Raw genomic sequence first — 18673 nt, 5'->3', positions numbered from 1 at the left:
TCCGAGCGCTCTCAGATGTTCCGGAACCGGTTGATGGCGTCGAGGTGCTTGGCGCGCATTTCCTCGTCCCGCACGCCCATGCCCTCCTCGGGGGCCAGCGCCAGCACGCCGACCTTGCCCTGGTGGAGGTTGCGGTGCACGTCGTACGCCGCCTGGCTGGTCTCTTCGAGGGTGTACGTCTTCGACAGGGTCGGGTGGATCTTGCCCTTGGCGATCAGGCGGTTGGCCTCCCACGCCTCGCGGTAGTTGGCGAAGTGCGAGCCGACGATCCGCTTCAGCGACATCCACAGGTAGCGGTTGTCGTACTGGTGGTTGTAGCCGGAGGTCGAGGCGCAGGTGACGATGGTGCCGCCCTTGCGTGTCACGTAGACCGAGGCGCCGAAGGTCTCGCGGCCGGGGTGCTCGAAGACGATGTCCACGTCCTCGCCGCCGGTCAGCTCGCGGATGCGCTTGCCGAAGCGCTTCCACTCCTTGGGGTCCTGGTCGTGCTCGTCCTTCCAGAACCGGTAGTCCTCGGCGTTGCGGTCGATGATCGCCTCGGCGCCCATGGCGCGGCAGATCTCGGCCTTCTTGTCGCTGGAGACCACGCAGATCGGGTTGGCGCCGCCGGCCAGCGCGAACTGGGTGGCATAGCTGCCCAGACCGCCGCTGGCGCCCCAGATCAGGACGTTGTCGCCCTGCTTCATGCCGGCGCCGTTCTGCGAGACGAGCTGGCGGTAGGCGGTCGAGTTGACCAGACCGGGCGCCGCCGCCTCCTCCCAGCTCAGGTGCTTGGGCTTGGGCATCAGCTGGTTGGACTTGACCAGCGCGATCTCCGCCAGGCCGCCGAAGTTGGTCTCGAAGCCCCAGATGCGCTGCTCGGGGTCGAGCATCGTGTCGTTGTGGCCGTCGGAGGACTCCAGCTCCACGGACAGGCAGTGTGCGACGACCTCGTCACCGGGGCCCCAGGCGTTGACGCCGGGCCCGGTGCGCAGGACCACACCGGCCAGGTCCGAGCCGATGACGTGGTACGGCAGGTCGTGCCGCTTGGTGAGCGGGGAGAGCCTGCCGTAGCGCTCCAGGAACCCGAACGTCGACACGGGCTCGAAGATCGAGGTCCACACGGAGTTGTAGTTGACGGAGGAGGCCATCACGGCCACCAGCGCCTCACCGGGGCCCAGTTCGGGCGCCGCCACGTCCTCGACGTGCAGCGACTTGCGCGGGTCCTTCTCCTTGGTGCTCAGACCGGCGAACATCTCGGCCTCGTCCTTGTGCACGGTCACCGCGCGGTAGGACTCGGGGATCTTCAACGCGGCGAAGTCGGCGCTGGTGGTGTCAGGCGCGAGGATTGCGTCCAGGATTTCGTTCACGGGGTGCCTCCGGCGGTTGGGCCTCCCCTGCTCACACCGGGGTGGAGAGCCTGGGGAACCGTTGAGGGAACGGTTTGGGGGGAACGTCGGGGTGATGCGGAGGTGGTGCCGTCGGTTCGGCCGGGTCGGCGCCGCTTCCGCCGTCTCTGCTGAGGTCGCAGAGCCGTCGGGCGCGATGCCTGGCTGCGCTGTGGTGAGCGCGGTTCCCAGCGGTGCTGGGGGTGCCTGTGACGCAGGCGTCCGGGCGGGCAGCCGCATGGGGCTGGTGGGACAGCCGGCGTGCGTGGGTTCGCTGCACGCCGGCCGCCCGGACAACCTCAACGTATGACACCGCGTGCCAGTCGACAAGACACTGAGTGCCAAGAATTTCTCTCAGATGTCATCCGGGCGGCACGCATGAGCGAAAGAGGGCCGATGGGAGGCCTGGAAGTGACACAGGGAAAGCAAAAAACTGCGCAGAGTGCGCAGTGAGGGGGTTAGGCCATCCGGGTCGCGGCCCGGCCGGGTCAAGGCCGCCGCCGGGTAGCCGGTCCGCCCGCGCGCCGCTCGCGGCGGGCGGGCGGACCGCTACCGCCGCTACTTCCGCTCGGTGAGCGCCTTGCGGATGGTGCGCATGACCTCGTCCAGCGGGGCGTCCGTACGCGCCACCGCCACCAGCACCTCGCCCTCCCGCGAGACGGCCGCCGGGGGCTGCTCGGAGCCGGTGCGCCCGGCCCCGATGCCGGCGCCGAAGGTCTCCCGGACGATCGCGAAGGCGTGGTCCAGCTGGGCCTCGACATCGCCCTGGGCGTCGGCCCGCAGCCAGCGCCGCAGCACGTGGTTGTGCGCGGTGACCACGGCGGACGCGGCGACCTCGGCCAGCAGCGGGTCGTCGTCGCCCTCGCGGTGGGCGCCCTCGTCGAAATGGCCCAGCAGATAGCGGGTGAACAGCCGCTCGTAGCGGGCCACCGAGGCGATCTCCGCCTCCCGCAGGGTGGGTACCTCGCGGGTCAGATGGTAGCGGGCCACCGACACGACCGGGGAGGCCGCGTACATCCGCATGACCTCCTTGATGCCGCGGCAGACCGTGTCGAGGGGGTTCTCGTGCGGGGGAGCGGCGTCGAGGACGGCCTCCGCGCGGACGAGGGTGTCGTCGTGGTCGGGGAAGATCGCCTCTTCCTTGGAGCGGAAGTGGCGGAAGAAGGTGCGCCGGGCGACGCCCGCGGCGGCCGCGATCTCGTCGACCGTCGTCGCCTCGTAGCCCTTGGTCGCGAACAGCTCCATCGCCGCCGCCGACAATTCACGGCGCATTTTGAGCCGTTGTGCCGCCGCGCGGCGGGTGCCGGGAGTGACGGTCTCGGACGTGTCGGACGGCTGCGGGCGAGCGGGCTGGGACATGTGGGGACGGTACTGCATATTTACGCGGCCTGCGGCATGAGGTGGTGCCTTCGCCCCGGTGAGCGGGGGTGAACCGCCGTCCGGTTCCAGCAGTCCACCCCATCCTCCCCCGGCGTCGCCGGGGTGCCGCCAGGCGTCAGCGCCGGGCGTACTCACGGAAGCCGCGGCCGGTCTTGCGGCCGAGGCAGCCGGCCGCGACGAGGTGCTCCAGCAGCGGCGACGGGGCCAGCCCCGGGTCGCGGAACTCGGCGTGCAACACCTTCTCGATGGCCAGGGACACGTCCAGGCCGACCACGTCGAGGAGTTCGAACGGGCCCATCGGGTAGCCGCCGCCGAGCTTCATGGCGGCGTCGATGTCGTCCAGCGACGCGTAGTGCTCCTCGACCATCTTGATCGCGTTGTTCAGGTACGGGAACAGCAGCGCGTTCACGATGAACCCGGCCCGGTCGCCGCAGTCCACGGGGTGCTTGCGGACCTTGGCGCAGACCGCCCGCACGGTGGCGTGGACGTCGTCGGCCGTCAGGACCGTGCGGACCACCTCCACCAGCTTCATGGCGGGCGCCGGGTTGAAGAAGTGCATCCCGATGACGTCCTCGGGGCGCGAGGTGGCGCGGGCGCAGGCCACGACCGGCAGCGAGGAGGTGGTGGTCGCCAGGACGGCGCCCGGCTTGCAGACCTTGTCCAGCGCCTGGAACAGCTCCTGCTTGACCGCCAGGTCCTCGGCCACCGCCTCGACCGCCAGATCGACGTCCGCGAACGCGTCGAGCGATCCGGCCGGGGTGATCGACGCCAGGGTGGTGTCCCGGGCCTCGGCGCTCATCCGGCCCTTGTCCACGGAACGGCCCAGGGACTTGGCGATCCTGGCCTTCGCCGTCTCCGCCTTCTCCAGGCTGCGGGCGGCCAGCACGACCTTGAAGCCCGCCTTGGCGAAGACCTCGGCGATACCGCTGGCCATCGTCCCGGAGCCGGCCACGCCGACGCTGCTGACCGTGCGCCCGGCGGACTGCTCGTCGGCGGACGACGGGCTCTCCGCGTCCGGCACGACGGTAGCGCTGCCCGGCGCCTCGTACGTGTAGAAGCCGCGGCCCGCCTTGCGGCCGGTCAGGCCCGCCTCGGCCAGCTGGCCCAGGATGGGCGCCGGGGCGTGCAGCCGGTCCCGGGAGTCGGCGTACATCGCCTCCAGGACCGTCCGGGCGGTGTCCACGCCGATCAGGTCGAGCAGGGCCAGCGGGCCCATGGGCAGGCCGCAGCCCAGCCGCATCGCGGCGTCGATGTCCTCGCGGGTGGCGTACCGGGCCTCGTACATCGCCGCTGCCTGGTTCAGATAGCCGAACAGCAGGCCGTCGGCGACGAAGCCGGGGCGGTCGCCCACCGCGATCGGGTCCTTGCCCAGGTCGTGGGCGAGGGCGGTGACGGCCGCGACCGCGGTCGGCGCGGTGAGCACCGAGGAGACCACCTCGACCAGCTTCATGGCCGGCGCGGGGTTGAAGAAGTGCACACCCAGCACCCGCTCGGGGCGCTGCGAGTCGGCGGCCAGCCGGGTCACCGAGAGCGCGTTGGTGCCGGTGGCCAGGATGGTGTCGGGCCGCACCACGGCGTCCAGGCCGGCGAAGACCTGCCGCTTGAGCTCGTAGTCCTCGGGCACGACCTCGATCACGAGATCGGCGTCCGCGGCGGCCTGCAGATCGGTGAAGGTGCGGAACCGGGCCAGGATGTCCTGGCGCTCGCGCTCCGTGATCCGCTCGCGGGCCACCGCACGGGCGGTGGTGCCTTCGAGGGTGGCGACGGCCTGCCGGGCGGCGGCCTCGTCGGTGTCGATCCCGATGACCTCGCGGCCGGCGCGGGCCAGGACCTCGGCGATGCCGGTGCCCATGGTGCCCAGACCGACGACGGCGACGGTGGAAAGGGGCAGGGAGGAGGCGGGAGTTGAGAGATCAGGGGTGGACTGAGGGTCCATCGCGAGACTCCTGAGGGTGTTCCCCTGAGCGCAGGGGAGAAGTGACGACTGAGGGTTTCCGCGCGGCCCGCTGCCTGGCGGTGCGCGGCGGCAGCAGGCGGCGGTGGGCCGCGAGGAGCCGCAGCGCTGCGGGCAGCGCCGGCGGTGTGGGAGAGCGGCGGGCCCTGTCCCGGGGCCGTGCCGTGTTCTCCGTGCTGTTGTCGTGCTGTGCCGAACCGACTTCACTCTGTGGCGGCTGCGTCACCAGGCCGCCCGAGCAGGGGTGCTGCTCGTTCCAGCAGGTTAACCCGCGAGTAACCAGAGCGCCAGAGGTGGCGGCGGTCATTAGTCTGTGGTGCGGGTCACGCCGCGAGAACCGGGGCGGACCGGCGGGAGGGGAGCGGCAAATGGAAGATGAATTCCACGAGTTGACGGACCGGGTGCGGGCCGAACTCCGCTCCCCGCAGGATCTGGTCGCCTATGAACGGCTGCTCGGGCTGGCCCGCAAGAACACCCCGGCCGGCCGCGAGGAACTGGCCCGGATGCTGGTCGCCGTCGAACGTCCGCTGTGGGCCAGGGAGATCGCCGCCTTCCTCCTGGGCTGCGCCGGCGACAAGCGGGCCTTCGAGACGCTCGTGCTGTTACTGAACTACCGCGACCCGGTGCGCTGCGCCACCGCCGCGCACGCGCTGGCCCGGCTCGGCGACCCCCGTACCGCCCGCGCCGCGGCCGCGCTGGCCACCAACCCGCTGCGCACCGCCTACGCCCTGCACCCGGTCCGGCTGCTCGCCGAACTCCGCGCGCCGCAGTCCGTCCCGGCGCTGATCGCGACCCTGGAGCGGCTGCTGACCCCGCACAACCCCTACTGGCGGGTGGCGCTCGCCTGCGTCGAGGGCCTCGGCGCGCTCGGCGACCGGCGGGCCGTCCCCGCCCTCACCGCCGCCGTCGGCCATCCGCGGCTGGCGGCCGCCGCCGCGGCGTCGCTGGCGCGGCTGGGGGTGCACGAGGACGCGGCGGGGCGGGCCGGGCCGGGCGGCGGGCCCGACGGGGGCGCGGACGGCGGCGAGGACCGGGGGCAGGGCCCGGAACGGGGAGGCTCGCCGGGCGCCGGCCGTGCGGACTCGGACGGGGCGGACTCCGGTGGTGCGGGCTCGGGCCGCGCGGACCCCGGTGCGGGGGCGAGCGGCGCGGACTCCGGGGTGAGCCGGCGCCGGTAGCGCAGCTCCGGGACGCTGCGGCCGCCCACCTCCTCGGCCTCCTCCGCGCCGTCCGGCACGAAACCGGCCCGTGCGTAGAAGCGGCGGGCGAGGGTGTTGCCGCGCACCACCCACAGGTACAGCGTGCGAAAGCCCTTCGCCGGCGCGTCGGCCGTGCCGGCGGCCAGCAGGGCGCGTCCGACGCCGGTGCCGATCAGCTCCGGCGCCACATACAGCGCGAGCAACTCCCCGTTGCCCGGGGCGACATCGGGGTCGCGGGCCGGACCGACCGCGGCCCAGCCGATGACCTCGCCGGCGCGCTCGGCCACCAGGTCCGACACCTCCGGCGCCTTCCGGCCGCACCACGCCTGGCGCCGCTCGGCATCCTCCGCCACGCTCATCGCGTCCAGATACGCCTGCGGCATCAGCCCCCGGTACGCGTGCTGCCAGCCGCGGACCCGCACCGCCGAGACCGCGTCGACATCGGCCGCGGTCATCTCCCGTATCCGCACGGCCCGTCGCACGCCGTGCCGCAGCGGATCCGCCGTCCCTTCCTCGGACCAGTCCATGCCGAGAGGCTAGGTGGCCCGGCAAGGCCTTTTCCGGCCCGCGGGCGGCCCCTCTCGGTGCCGCGGTGCCGAGTCGCCCGCCGCTCAGAGCAGCGTCAGCTGGGTCGGCTCCGGCGGGGTGCCGGTGGCCGGTTCCGGGGTGGGTGGTGCGGGGAGCCGGCGGGTGCGGCCGGGGCCGATGCCGTACTCCGTGGCGAGGTCGTGGACCTGACGGGTGATCCGGCGCTGGTACCAGGTCGGGGCGTAGGCGCCGTCGGCGTACATCGTCTCGTAGCGCCGTACGAGGTGCGGGTGGTGCTGCCCCAGCCAGGCCATGAACCACTCGCGGGCGCCGGGCCGCAGATGCAGCACGAGAGGGGTCACGGAGCCGGCGCCGGCCTCCGCGACGGCGCGCACCGTGGCCCGCAGCTGCTCCGGCGCGTCCCCGAGGAACGGGATCACCGGCGCCATCAGCACCCCGCAGGGGATGCCGTGCTCGGTCAGGGTCCGCACCACCTCCAGGCGGCGTTCCGGGGCGGGGGTGCCGGGCTCGACCGTGCGCCACAGCTCGCGGTCGAGGAAGCCGACGGAGACGGAGATGCCGATGTCGGTGACCGCGGCGGCCTGCCGGAGCAGCGGCAGATCGCGGAGGATGAGCGTCCCCTTGGTGAGGATCGAGAACGGGTTGGCGTGGTCGCGCAGGGCCTCCAGGATGCCGGGCATCAGTCCGTATCGGCCCTCCGCACGCTGGTAGCAGTCGACGTTGGTGCCCATCGCTATGTGCTCGCCGCGCCAGCGGCGGGCGGCCAGCTCGCGCCGCAGCAGCGCGGGCGCGTTGACCTTCACCACGATCTGGGAGTCGAAGCCCTGCCCGGTGTCCAGGTCGAGATAGCTGTGCGTCTTGCGCGCGAAGCAGTAGACACAGGTACTGCTTCTCACGCGGTGTCTTCTCGTGCCCGACACGGGAGGCATAAGGGTAGGGTCGTTTCCAAGGTCCGGGTTGCGGGTGATCGTGCAGGTCAGGCGATGCCGAGTAGGTGTGTCTGCCTGCCGCAGAAGGCCAAGCTCCTCGTCTGCCTGGAGGCCGCCCCCAAACAGGTTGACCTCGTGCCCGGGTTCACCCGTGACGTCCCGGACTTGGCCACCACGGAACCGGCGACCTGGGGTGCAGTTGCGCACCCGGAGGGACCTGGAGCGCGCCCGGGAGCTGCTCCGCGCGAGCTACGCGGCGGCGTGAACCGGTCGATGGCCGCAGGTGCTCTCCGCGGCCCGAAGCGAGGCCGTGGAGAACGCCTGCGGGACAGCAGTACGTCGTGTGGATGACTGCCGCGACGGTTCAGGGCGCGGCGACCGTTTCGGGTGTGTCTTTCATTTGCGTGCTCGGCGAGCGCCCGATAGATGCCGGCCCGCCGAGGGTTTCTGTCCCTTGCACTTGCTGGCGGCGATGACCAGGTCGGTCAGGCAAGCAGTAGCCCTTGGCGAGACCTGCAGTTGAGCTATGAGTCGATCAAGTGGCCGAAATGGGCGCCGCGTCACTGCCGAGTCCTGAGTGTTCGCCTGTCATCGCGCAATCTGGAACTTTGCCAAGCGAAGTCGCTTTCCTTGCACACCGCCGTCGTGAGCCCCTCGCGCACCGGGACTCTTCGGGGAGGATTCGGTCTCCACGTTGCGACCCCAGGGCGTGTAATTGCATTTGCATGTTTGCAATTTTCCCATCTGCAAGACCCTGCGGTGGTGGGTGTGACGATTCGCCTTGCGTGCCACCGTGGCTAGCCTGCGGATCGGACGGGCCTGCGCCTCACCAGGCAGCTTGTCAAATCCGAAATTAAAAAGGTGACCTACAGGTCAATTCTGATCGCATCCGAAAGTTGAACAGGGGCAACTGGTCGGCAGTGCGCAGGAATGGGCTGGGGAAGTGATCGCCGCCTCGCGGACTTGCAGGGTCGAGGGGCTTGCATATTGGAAAGTCGTAGATCGCGCAACGCAACGGCTTGATCTGACGATATGGTGGCGCGACCGCCTGCAGCCGACCGATGGCGGGCTGTAATGGCGGTGGCCCCGGGATGCACCCCGAGGCCACCTGACAGGCCATCGACAACCAAAGAAAGGCTTGAACGTGACCTCTGGAGAAAACCGGGAGCTGGCTTTGGCTCCCCCGGAATTCCCTCCTGGGATTATCCCTGCCCTGAGTAGTGGTGAAACCCGAAGCGCCGCACTGGTCGACCTGCGCCTGTGCGCGAGCCTGCCGATCGTCATCATCATCCTGGTGGCCGCCATCGCCCTGCTGCCTAACGGCCTCGGGGAAAATTGAGGTTCGGGCGTGCCGGCCTGGCGGTTCGGCTGGTGGGTGATCAGCGGGTCACGTCGCGGACGAGGACGAGTTCGGTGCTCGTCTTTGGGCGGGTGACCCGCTGTGCGGATCGGTCAGAGATCAGGGAGGCGATCGCGAGGTGCGTTTCGGCGTAGATGTCGCGGCGTCCGGTGAACCGTCGCAGGGGTGCCCACTGGCGGAGCTCGGCGTTGGTGTGTTCCACACAGATCCGGGCCGAGGACTGCCGCCGCCGCATCTCGCGCCAGGCGTACTTGTCGCCGTCGCATGCCTCGTCCTTGGGCTTCTTCGGCGGTGCGCTGACCTGGCCGGGGAACTCCTTGGCCAGCCCTGCGTATCCGGAGTCGACCTTGGCCTTCACGCCTGGCCGGTTGCGGAACTGTTCAGCGATCCCTTCGGTGCGGACGGCGGTCTGGTCGTGCATCCGGCCCGGGCGGACCACGCCGGACAGCAACATGCGGCCCTGGCCGTCGCTGAACGTGGTGGTCTTGATGGTGTTCTGCCTGCGCTTGCCGGAGACGAACTCACGACGTCCGGGACGTCCGGCCTGTGGGCGCCTGACCTGGGTCTCGGCCCCGTCCAGCCGCATCTCGACGCCTTCCGCTTCGGCATAGGCGAAGACGTCCTCCAGCGTCTTGAGCCGCAGGCCGGGCCGGTCGGGCACCGCGAAGCCGCGGGCCGCCAGCAGCGGGCGGAGCTGCCGGATCGCCTCGGAGACGGTGGAGCGGTCCACCTCGAAGAGCTCGGCGAGGACCTCGTGCGGCAGCTGGTGTCGCAGGTGGACCAGGGTGACGAGCAGCCGGTCGAAGAAGACCAGCTTCGGCTTGCGGCCGGCCCCTTCCGCCCGCTTGCGCTCTCCGCCGCGTGCTGCCCGCAGCGTGGACTGCCGGGCTGCTTCCCACGGTCCGGCGAGCTCGGCGAACAACTCGCCGAAATGCGCGCGGGAGACACCCGCCAGGGCAGGAGGGGAACAGGCCGCACGGGCCCAGGTCAGCTTCACAACTCACCCAACCTGTGCGGTCCTTCTCATGTCACGGCCCGACCGGGACGATCACCATTTCCGCTTCTGTCGCCCATCTTGTGACGCGGGTCGGATCAGGGTGGTGAAGCGGAGCCAGCGGCGGCCGGTGGTGATGATATGTGCAGCGGCGGAGAACAGCCGCGGGCGAAGCCGTTTGGGTTCCCAGCGGCGGGTTTCTGCGGTCAGGGCGAGCATCGGCATCCAGGCGAGGAGTACGTAGTAGCGGGTGCCGGTGACCATGTCGGTGGTGGTGCCGTGGGTGAGCGTGGGCGGGCCGGCGTACAGGGTGGTCTTCCCCGGGTTGCAAGTGGCTTGAAGAATTTCGGGCTCTGCCCCGGGCGTGAGCGTCGAGGAGGCTGGGGATCGGTGGTCGGCCTAGGCGAGCCAGTGGGCGGGGCAGGTGAGGGTGGCCGGGAGGAGGGTGGCCGGGTTACCCTGGGCCGCGTTGAGCTGCGGCTGGGTGAGGAAGAGGGCGTCGCGCAGGTCGGCGCCCCGCAGGTCGGTGTCGCGGAAGTCCGCACCGATGAGGTCGGCCGTGCGCAGGTCGGCGCTGCTGAGGTCGGCGGCGATCAGGTAGGCGCCACGCAGGTTCGCGCCGCGCAGGTCCGCGCCGGAGAGGCGGGCGCCCATCAGGTCGGCGCCGCGGTGGTTCTTCTTGCGGCCCGCCACCTTGGCCCGTACGAGCTCGCTGGTCTTCAGGAGGAGGGCGTTGATCTCCTGGCGCAGGGGGCCGACGTCGAAGGATGCCAGGGTCTTCGCGTCCGCCTGCGTCCAGCGCGTGGTGTCGGCCAGGGCGGTGCGCAGGTCCGCGTGGACCGGGCGGGCGGCGGGGAGGGTGAGGGCCTCGGCGAGGTAGTGGAGCAGCTCGTGCAGTTGCCGCATCACCGGGAAGACCTCGAACATCTCGCCGGCCGTGCCGGGGTGGGTGCGCCAGTCGCGGCCGCCGAAGGTGACCTGGGAGACCTGCTGGCCCGCGCCGAAGCAGTCGAAGACGGTGCAGCCCTGGAAGCCGGAGTCGCGCAGCCGGGTGTGGATGCCGCAGCGGAAGTCCTGCTGGAGGTTCTTGCAGGGGGTGCCAGCGGGCTTGTTCACGGCGAAGTCGGTGGACTTGGCGAAGGGCAGGGCGACGCAGCACAGGGCGAAACAGTTGGCGCAGTCCGCCTGCAGGACGGGGAGCGGGGCCGGGGCGGGGGAAGACATCGTGGGCACGCTCCATTGTCACCGATCGGGGGAGGTGAGACGCATCCGGACGGTGGCCCACGGGACGCCGTCGACCTCGACCACGTTCTCGGTGATCCGCTGGGTGGGGAAGCCGAGCTTCTCGTAGATCCGCCGGGCCGGTGTGTTGTGCGCCCAGACGCCGAGGTCGAGCAGCGGCAGGCCGAGCTCCCCGAAGGCACGCTCGACGGTCAGGGTGACCAGAGTCTCACCGAGGCCCCGACCGCGGGCCGCGGGGGCGATCAGTACCCGGCCGAGGCGGGCGCCCGGTGAGTGAGGCGTGTCCGACCGGGTCCCCGGCAGAAGCCAGCACACGAGCACGTCTGCGGGCCGCCGCCCCAGCGCGCCGCACAGGGCACGGCAGCTCGGCTCAAAGGGACCCACAAGATCACCAACAGCACCCAAGATCAGCGACAGAGCCCCATTTCCCCCGAGGTCGTAACCCTCTACAAAGACCTCGACCAGAACGGCTTCCACGGCGAGAACCAGCTCAAGAAACCCAACCGGCTCTGGATCCACGCCACCATCCTGGGCGCCGGCGACTACCCGGACAACCGTTACCCGGACGACTTCCTGGTGCGATGGTCCGACGGTGAGGTCTCGATGTACCCGGACACCGATGCGACAGGCCTGAACCGCGAGATCACGCTGGTGTACCCACCGGGGTAACCAAAAAAGGTGGGTCCCAGACATCGCCGTCCAGGCCCCCGCGGGGGCACGGCCCCGCCGTACTACTTCCTCCAGTCCGAAGGCGGCGCGTCACACCTCCTGGAGTGCCGCAGCTGCCACGAACGGTGGACCCTGCCCCGCCGGTTCCACCTGGCCGTGGTCTGCGCGCACCTGGAGCTGACCGAACGGCACGGGCGCTGCCGCAGGCAGCCGTACGCGCGCGAAGTGGAGCACGCGAGGGGTGTGCACCGGTTCCGGCTGGAGTGCAGCGGCTGCACATGCCCAGCACGTGGACGAAGGACCTCACGGAGTCCGAGATGGCCGCGCTCGTGCGGGCCTTCGTCGATCAGGCCCTGGCCACACCCGAGGCCGACGGGAACGGGCCGCGCTGTTGAGCAGCTCGTCGCCTGAAAGTAGCCACGCCGAGTCCGGATCTCGGCGTGAGAGCTGAGAACCGGGCATGCCGCGGCTGAAGCCCGACAACCGGGAGAAATAGACACTGTCTACCCAACCTGGTAGACAGTGTCTATGGAGAGTGAGAGCTCCCTTCGGGAGCGGTTGATCGATGTCGGAGTGGATCTCGTGATGACCGAGGGCTCCGCGTCACTGGGGCTGCGCGAGATCGCCCGCCGGGCGGGGGTATCGCACGGGGCACCGCGTCGGTACTTCCCTACGCACCACGCGCTGCTGTCATCGATCGCCCGGCGCGGCTTTGAGGACCTGGGATCCCGATTCACGGCCGCGATCGTCGACACGACGACGCCCCGGATACAGTTGCAGTCCGTCGCGCGGGCGTACGTCGAGTACGCGCTGGAGCACCGCGAGATGTTTGCGCTGATGTTCCGTCACGATCTGCTCGACAGTGAGCGGCACGCACCGGACGAGGACGAGCCACGGCTGCGGGAGTTGACGCTCCCGATGTTTGAGCGCATCGTCGGCCTCGTCGCCCGGTGCCGGGCAGAGCAGGAGGCCGACCACCGCCGTGGCGGGCATTTCGCGGCTGCACCACCGCCGGCTGTGACTGCTGCCACCCTGTGGTCGAACCTGCACGGCGTCGCCCAGTTGTGGGCGTGGGGCAGTCTGCAGCTTGCCCTCGAGGCCGTACCGCCGGGCGGTGGACCTGCTGACGCTGCGTCTGGCAGCGCCCCGCTTGATCGTCTCGTTGCGGCGGTGCTGGACGCTCATCTGGGTCCGGTGAATTCGTGACTGTGCCCGTGCGGCGGCATGTCGCTCTCCTGGCCAGCGTGGCCGGCGCGATGCTCGTCGCGCTGGACGGCACGGTCCTGCTTGTGGCGCAGCCCCGCCTGCAGCGCGGTCTCGGCGCGAGTGTGGCGCAGGTCCAGTGGACGAGCACCGGCTATTTGCTCGCGGTGGCCTCGCTTCTCGTCATCGCCGGCCGTCTCGGGGATCGCTACGGGCACGTGCGGATGCTGCTGGTAGGCGTGCTCGGTTTCGGGGCCACCTCGGCCTGCATCGCGCTCGCGCCCGGGGTCGGCTGGGTGATCGGCCTGCGCGTCGCACAGGGCGTGTTCGGCGCGCTGCTCCAGCCGGCGACACTCGCGCTGCTGCGGCTCGCGTACCCGACAGACCAGATCGGTAGACCGATCGCCATCCGTACCAGCGCGATCGCGGTGGCCGCAGGGGCCGGCCCACTCCTCGGGGGTGTGCTCGTTGCCGAGCTGGGCTGGCGTGCCGTGTTCTGGATCAACGCCCCCATCGCACTCGTGATCGCCGCGCTCACCCTCGCCGTACCGAAGCCAGCGCTGGAGCGCACCGGCTTTCAGCGGCTCGACCTCAGTGGCGCGGCCCTGCTCGCGGCCGCACTTGCGATCCTGGTTCGCACCCTGGCCGGCGTACCGAGGCACGGATGGATCTCCACGCCGACGCTGTCCGGACTTGTCACCGTCGTGGCCTTCGCAGCCGTGCTCGCCTGGCATGAACGCCGCACCGCGCACCCACTCGTGCCGTATACCGTGGCGCGGTCCGTACCGGTGACCGCGTCGATGGTGCTCCTGCTGGTCACCACCGCCGGCCTGTTCGGCGCACTGTTCACGGCCACGTTCTACCTCCAAGACGTACTCCGCCTCGACCCGCTCGTCAGCGGTCTACAGGTACTTCCGCTGACCGTGCTGATGGTTCTCGGCGCACCTGTCGCCACAACCGCACTGCGCCGGTACGGCCCACGCCGTACCGCGATCGTTGGTACGACCCTCGTCGTCGTCGGAATTGTGGGGCTGTCCCGGCTGGGCCCGACCGCCATGGGTGCGGCCTTCGCCGTGCTCGGTGCGGGGTTCGCCACCGTGATGGTGACCGCCACCGGGACCGTCGTCGGTGACGCGCCACCCGGGTACGCCGGGGTCGTCGGCGGACTGAAGCAGACCGCCATGAACATCGGCCCGACCCTTGGCATCGCCGTCGCCACCGGCACCGGGGCGTCCACCGTCGGCACCCCTGTCGCGGCCGCAACCTCCGCCCCGGTAGTGGGTTCCACCCTGCTGGTTCTAGCCGGACTCTCAGCCCTCGGCCTGCTGCCGGCGTCGCTGCTGCGCCACACCCGAACCTCCAGCACCGAGCCACCACGACCACCCCAGCTGGCACCCGCACACGGCTCGGAAAAGTGGTGACTATGCACTTTCGTCTGGATCAGTCGGTCGCTGGTCCGGGTGTGCCGTTAACCGATCTGCAGTGAGGGCGAATTGAGCCGTTGATCCCGGACCCGACGCCGAAGCGGGGTGGACGCTGGCGTGATCACCGGGAGGTGATCGACGCGATCGCCTTCAAGTTCCAGACAGGATGTGGTCGGGTCGGCTGCGTGGCCGTCCGACTCCGCTGCGGGGCACGGAAATCTCTGACAGGCCGGCTGTGGGGTGAGCGGCTCCTCGCGGGTTCCGCGCAGTAGGGCAGGACCGAGCGCCGCCTCGGCCTGCTCACCCGTGGCCCCTCGGCAGGGCGGTGGATTATCGGGGCGGCGCTCGTGCGGGAAAGGGTGCCGATGGTGCCGGGTCCGCTGGCGTTCGCCTCGGCAGGCTGGGTGGGGACGGGCCTGCTGCCGGAGCCAGGCATCGCGGCGGCCGGACGAGGTAGGCGGTGTGTGACTCGTCGGGGGCTGGGCGCCGGATCGTTCATCCTCCGGCGGCGCTGGGTGCGGATAGCTTGTCGAGTGTCTCAAGGACCAGGGGCATGTGGAACCCGGTCTCGGCGGCCCACTTCTTCTTCCCCACGCTGTAGGCCGGGACCGTCTGACTCAGTGCGTTGTTCGGCCTCTCCAACAGACGGGAGAGGTTTCCTTCGATGACTGGGTTACTGCCAGGGAACGCCGTGGCGAGGACGATCGGCTTCTCCGTGATCTGCAGGGTCATCGTGGCGGGGCTGCTGCAGCCTCCAGAGGCCAACCGCATGGTGAAGTCGAGGGTGGCCGGGAACACGGCGAAGGCATCGGCCCTCTCCTGCAGGTCCAGGTGAGCCGGCGGTCTACGTTGCAGGCCCGGCCGTACAGGCAAACGGCGGCAGTGCTCCGTTGTCCGACACCGGAGCACTGCCGCAAAAGACGTTTGCGTGTGAGCGATCAGCGCACAGTGACGTTGACGACTGCGGAGGCCGTCTTTCCGTTGACGATGCGCAGGTCGTTCTTGCCCTTCAGACCGAGTTTGACGCCCAGCGAGTAGGCGCCGTTGCGCGCGACGGGTGCCGAGGCAGGCAGTGTGACCCACTTGCCGCGCTGCTTTTGCTGCAGGGTCACCTTGCTGCCCGCCTTGATGCCGGTCGTCTTGCCGGTCACTCGGAACAGCTGCCATGCCTTGACCGAGTTCACCGACGGCTTCGCGGTGATGCTGGCCTTGGCAGCGGCCTTATGCGTGGCGGAAGTGGCGTGCGCAGCCGGAGTGGCGGCCATGGCGGCGGTCCCTGCCAAGGCGACGCAGGCAGCGCTGATTGCACTGACCGCAGTGATACGTAGGGTGTGCCGCTTTGTGACAATCATGGATTTCCCTCTCGGTGCGGACCTCGGCTTCACACAGAAGGCACCGTATGTGCCATTGGTGTAGGTCTCACACGAAAAGACGGCTCATCGCACGAATAGGTTGAGGGTGCGGCGTCACCATCCTGCAACAGATGAGCCAGCCCGATCCCCCAGAACCCCGACCCCCTCAGCGGGCTGACGACTCCCCAGGACGGATGTTGTTCACGTCAAGCCGATATGCCTGCAGCCAGGCCACCGACGAGTCCGAGAAAGGGCGGCACCGGTGGCGCCGCCCTTCCGCCGGAGCGGGGTGGGGTTACTTGCCGCGACCGGCGGCGTAGTCGCGGGCACGGTCTACCAGACCCAGACCCAGACCCAGACCCAGGCCGGGGGCGAGGAGCTTATTGGCCGGCGGGGTGCTCGCGCTGCGGTGTGGGCGGGTGGGGGCGGCCTTCTTCGCCTCGCAAGGTAGACCCCGATACGCATGCTTCCTCCCTGAGACGCGGTTGCCGGAGACAAGACATACTCTTCCTGTGGCAACCGCGCCTACCGGCGAAGACGGAACATCAGGCCGTCGTCCTGGGAGAAGAAGGACTAGGCCGCCAACTTGGGGCCGATCAGTCGGAGGAGCCGCCCTTGGCGAGCCGGCTGACTACGACGAGGATTGCCATGGCGAGTGCCGCGCCGACGCCGTAGCGGATGCCGTTGGCGGCGTCGCTGGTGAGCAGCACCACCTCCACGCAGGCGAGCACGGCCAAAAGCGCAGCGAGGGAGGTGTTGGTGGGGGAGGAGTTCATCGAAGTTCCCTTTCAGGTGAGGTTCGTTTGGCCGGGGAGCCGGGGCTGAGATGCCCCTGGCTCCCCGCACCCGACCGGTTTCGTTTTCTGGCTGCATCGGCGACCGGCCGCTCGGAGGGTGTCAGTCGGCCAGTTTCATGGCCTGGCGGAACGAGAGTTTGCGGTCGGTCTGGAGGAGTGCCCGGCGATATACCCGTGCGCTCACCGCGATGATTCCCATCGCGGCGGCGAGGGAGAGGGCCAGGGCGACGGCGGGCTCCCACCAGGCTGCCTGCCCCGCCAGAACACGGGCCGGCATGGTGACAGTTGAGGTCAGGGGGATGAACGAGAGGATCTCCCGCAGGCTCCCGGACACAGCGACGCCGAGGATGAAGACCAGCGCGGTGATCGCGTTCACCGGCGTGGTGGTGGACTGGATGTCCTCGCTGCGGGTGGCGAGCGCGCCCGCGGCGGCGAACAGGCAAGCCAGGACCGCGATGCCCACGACGTAGAAGACTAGGAACCAGCCCAGGCCCGAGCTGATGTCGGTGAGGGTCTCCTGCTTGCCCGTGAACACCAGGCCGCCGATGCCGACCAGGCAGAACAGAGTCATCTGGGCGAGCGCCAGAAGCGTGGATCCGACGATCTTGCCGACGAGCAGGGACCGCAGGGGCACGGAGCTGGCGATGAGTTCGACGATGCGGTTCTGCTTTTCTTCCACGACGCTGGTCGCCAGTGCAGCACCGAGCAGGACAGCGGCCAGGTAGAAGAGGAAGGCGAAGAAGTACGTCGTTACCCGTACCGCGCCCTCGAGAATCTTGTCGGCTGAGAGCAGGGTCTGCCTGAGCTCCGCCCCCTTGCTGAGGGCTCCCAGGCTGGTGCCTGCGGCCTGCGCGTTCCGGTCGAGGGCGTTGGACTGCACGGCGGCGCCGATCCAGGTGGCGGCGATGTCGTTCTGCCCGGTGTCGCCGAGCAGGTCCCAGCGGCCGCCCTCGGACAGCAGCCCGGCCTCGGCCTTGCCGGACCGTACGCTCTCGCGGACTTGACCGGCGGACGACTCCTGTCGGACCGTGATCTCGACGTCCTGGTGTGCCCGGAGGGCCAGCTGCTCGGCCTGGCCGGCGATCCGGCCGCCCTGCTGGTCGGCCACCGCGACGGTGATCTTCCCCGTCGAGTCGGCCAGGTACAGCTGGAGGCCGATCGCGCTCACGATCAGAGCGAGGGTGACCAGCGTCGACAGCAGGAAGCCGCGGTTGGTGAGCCTCACTGAGATCTCACGGGCGGCGACGATTCGCCATGAGGCCGGGGCGGCGGAAGTCGCGGGCGGGCCCTTCGGGTCGGGCTCCGCCTCGCTCCGGGGTGCGGGGTTCGAGGTCACGGTGCTCATGCGGAGGTCATCTCCCGGTAGACGTCGGCGATGCTGGGAACGAGGGGGGTGAAGGCGTACACGGCTCCCCGGCGCAGAGCCTCCGCCAGGAGCGCGCCGGGATCTGTGTCGGCGGCCAGCTCGACGCGGGCTCCGTCGGGGAGCACCTCGGCGTCGGTCACGCCGGGCACGGTGCGGGCCCAGTGGGCCGGAGCGCCGGTGACCAGCTGGTAGCGGGGCTTGTCGCGGTGCCGGAGCTCGTCCGCGGTGCCTTTGGCGACGACACAGCCGGTGGCCATGATCACCAGATCATCGCAGAGCCGCTCGACCAGGTCGAGCTGGTGGGAGGAGAACAGCACCGGGATGCCGGCGTCGGCGTACTCCCGCAGCAGCTCGGCCATGGTGTCGACGGCGTGGGGGTCGAGCCCGGAGAAGGGCTCGTCGAGGACGAGCAGTTCGGGGGAGCCGAGCAGGGCGGCCGCGATCTGCACGCGTTGCTGGTTTCCCAGGGACAGGGACTCCAGCCGGGACTGGCTCTTCTCGGCGAGGCCGAGACGTTCGAGTAGTTCGAGGAGGTGACGCCGGGCGTCGGCGGTGCTCTGGCCGCGCAGCCGGGCGAGATAGAGGAGCTGGCTGAGGACGGTCTGCTTCGGGTAGAGGCCCCGTTCCTCCGGCATGTAGCCGAAGTTCCTGCGGTCAGCGGCCGTGACGGGGGCGCCCTCCCAGCGGATGTCGCCGCCGTGTGCGGCGAGCACGCCCATGATCATGCGCATGGTGGTGGTCTTGCCTGCGCCGTTTGAGCCGACGAACCCGGTCAACCGGCCTCCGGACACCCGGAAGGACACCTGACTGACGGCGCGGTGACTACCGAAGTCGCGTACAAGTTCTTCCAGTTCCAGCATCAGTGTCTTCTTCCAGCTCGGGGTTCGG

Annotated in this window: 15 protein-coding genes and 3 pseudogenes; 4 read left to right on the top strand and 14 right to left on the bottom strand. The window is 70.0% G+C overall.

What is annotated here, in order from left to right; all coding sequences use genetic code 11:
• Positions 1-11 precede the first annotated feature (11 nt).
• The 3 genes from ccrA to IEY78_RS12050 form a co-directional block, all read right to left on the bottom strand.
• On the bottom strand, positions 12-1349 hold the full coding sequence (gene ccrA, locus IEY78_RS12060; RefSeq protein WP_189097657.1) for a crotonyl-CoA carboxylase/reductase: 1338 nt from the start codon (positions 1347-1349) through the stop codon (positions 12-14).
• A 576-nt stretch (positions 1350-1925) separates the two neighbouring features.
• Complete coding sequence (locus IEY78_RS12055) at positions 1926-2726, bottom strand: TetR family transcriptional regulator (protein WP_189097656.1); 801 nt, start codon at positions 2724-2726, stop codon at positions 1926-1928.
• 136 nt (positions 2727-2862) lie between these two features.
• The gene (locus tag IEY78_RS12050) at positions 2863-4683 is read right to left on the bottom strand and encodes a 3-hydroxyacyl-CoA dehydrogenase family protein (RefSeq protein ID WP_189097655.1); all 1821 of its coding nucleotides are present in this window, start codon (positions 4681-4683) and stop codon (positions 2863-2865) included.
• Between the two features lie 386 nt (positions 4684-5069).
• Between IEY78_RS12050 and IEY78_RS12045 the strand changes: the two genes are divergently transcribed.
• Positions 5070-5879: a HEAT repeat domain-containing protein gene (locus IEY78_RS12045; RefSeq protein WP_373294137.1), complete on the top strand. Its 810-nt coding sequence runs from the start codon at positions 5070-5072 to the stop codon at positions 5877-5879.
• A gap of 47 nt (positions 5880-5926) precedes the next feature.
• On the opposite strand, the pseudogene IEY78_RS12040 reads toward IEY78_RS12045, so the two are convergent.
• A pseudogene (locus IEY78_RS12040) lies at positions 5927-6259 on the bottom strand (GNAT family N-acetyltransferase); the annotation flags it as partial.
• Positions 6260-6511: 252 nt separating this feature from the next.
• Positions 6512-7339: pseudogene (locus IEY78_RS12035) on the bottom strand (radical SAM protein); the annotation flags it as partial.
• 1183 nt (positions 7340-8522) lie between these two features.
• Between IEY78_RS12035 and IEY78_RS12030 the strand changes: the two are divergent.
• Positions 8523-8717 carry a hypothetical protein gene (locus tag IEY78_RS12030; protein ID WP_189097654.1) on the top strand — a complete coding sequence of 65 codons (195 nt, stop codon included), beginning with the start codon at positions 8523-8525 and terminating at the stop codon, positions 8715-8717.
• A gap of 40 nt (positions 8718-8757) precedes the next feature.
• Here the strand turns inward: IEY78_RS12030 and IEY78_RS12025 are convergent, their stop codons facing one another.
• The 4 genes and pseudogenes from IEY78_RS12025 to IEY78_RS12010 form a co-directional block, all read right to left on the bottom strand.
• Complete coding sequence (locus tag IEY78_RS12025) at positions 8758-9735, bottom strand: transposase family protein (protein ID WP_229699887.1); 978 nt, start codon at positions 9733-9735, stop codon at positions 8758-8760.
• Positions 9736-9786: 51 nt separating this feature from the next.
• Positions 9787-9969 (bottom strand): annotated as a pseudogene (locus IEY78_RS34365) (hypothetical protein); the annotation flags it as partial.
• A 162-nt stretch (positions 9970-10131) separates the two neighbouring features.
• Positions 10132-10956, bottom strand: coding sequence for a pentapeptide repeat-containing protein (locus IEY78_RS12015; protein WP_189097653.1), 825 nt, complete (start codon positions 10954-10956; stop codon positions 10132-10134).
• Positions 10957-10974: 18 nt separating this feature from the next.
• The gene (locus tag IEY78_RS12010; protein ID WP_189097652.1) at positions 10975-11493 is read right to left on the bottom strand and encodes a GNAT family N-acetyltransferase; all 519 of its coding nucleotides are present in this window, start codon (positions 11491-11493) and stop codon (positions 10975-10977) included.
• A 678-nt stretch (positions 11494-12171) separates the two neighbouring features.
• Here IEY78_RS12010 and IEY78_RS12005 point away from each other — a divergent pair.
• Positions 12172-12849: a TetR/AcrR family transcriptional regulator gene (locus tag IEY78_RS12005; RefSeq protein WP_189097651.1), complete on the top strand. Its 678-nt coding sequence runs from the start codon at positions 12172-12174 to the stop codon at positions 12847-12849.
• Positions 12846-14267, top strand: a complete 1422-nt coding sequence (locus IEY78_RS12000) for an MFS transporter (protein ID WP_373294136.1) — start codon at positions 12846-12848, stop codon at positions 14265-14267. Before IEY78_RS12005 ends, IEY78_RS12000 begins: the two co-directional genes overlap by 4 nt.
• A 498-nt stretch (positions 14268-14765) precedes the next feature.
• Here the strand turns inward: IEY78_RS12000 and IEY78_RS35135 are convergent, their stop codons facing one another.
• From IEY78_RS35135 to IEY78_RS11975, 5 genes are all read right to left on the bottom strand, one after another.
• Positions 14766-15002 (bottom strand): hypothetical protein, encoded by a 237-nt coding sequence (locus IEY78_RS35135; RefSeq protein ID WP_229699886.1) that lies wholly within the window; start codon positions 15000-15002, stop codon positions 14766-14768.
• 206 nt (positions 15003-15208) lie between these two features.
• A complete protein-coding gene (locus tag IEY78_RS11990) occupies positions 15209-15535 on the bottom strand; it encodes a hypothetical protein (RefSeq protein WP_373294134.1) in 327 nt (108 codons plus the stop codon).
• 683 nt (positions 15536-16218) lie between these two features.
• Entirely contained in the window at positions 16219-16398 is a 180-nt protein-coding gene (locus IEY78_RS11985; protein ID WP_189097648.1) for a hypothetical protein, read from the bottom strand.
• Positions 16399-16519: 121 nt separating this feature from the next.
• Positions 16520-17764, bottom strand: a complete 1245-nt coding sequence (locus IEY78_RS11980) for an ABC transporter permease (RefSeq protein WP_189097647.1) — start codon at positions 17762-17764, stop codon at positions 16520-16522.
• Positions 17761-18645: an ABC transporter ATP-binding protein gene (locus IEY78_RS11975; protein ID WP_189097646.1), complete on the bottom strand. Its 885-nt coding sequence runs from the start codon at positions 18643-18645 to the stop codon at positions 17761-17763. The genes IEY78_RS11980 and IEY78_RS11975 overlap by 4 nt, the downstream gene beginning before the upstream one ends.
• Positions 18646-18673 lie beyond the last annotated feature (28 nt).

Source organism: Streptomyces kronopolitis (assembly GCF_014646275.1).
Taxonomy (GTDB): domain Bacteria; phylum Actinomycetota; class Actinomycetes; order Streptomycetales; family Streptomycetaceae; genus Streptomyces; species Streptomyces kronopolitis.
The sequence above is the reverse complement of the archived record's forward strand: the minus strand, read 5'-3'. Positions and strand labels throughout refer to the sequence as shown.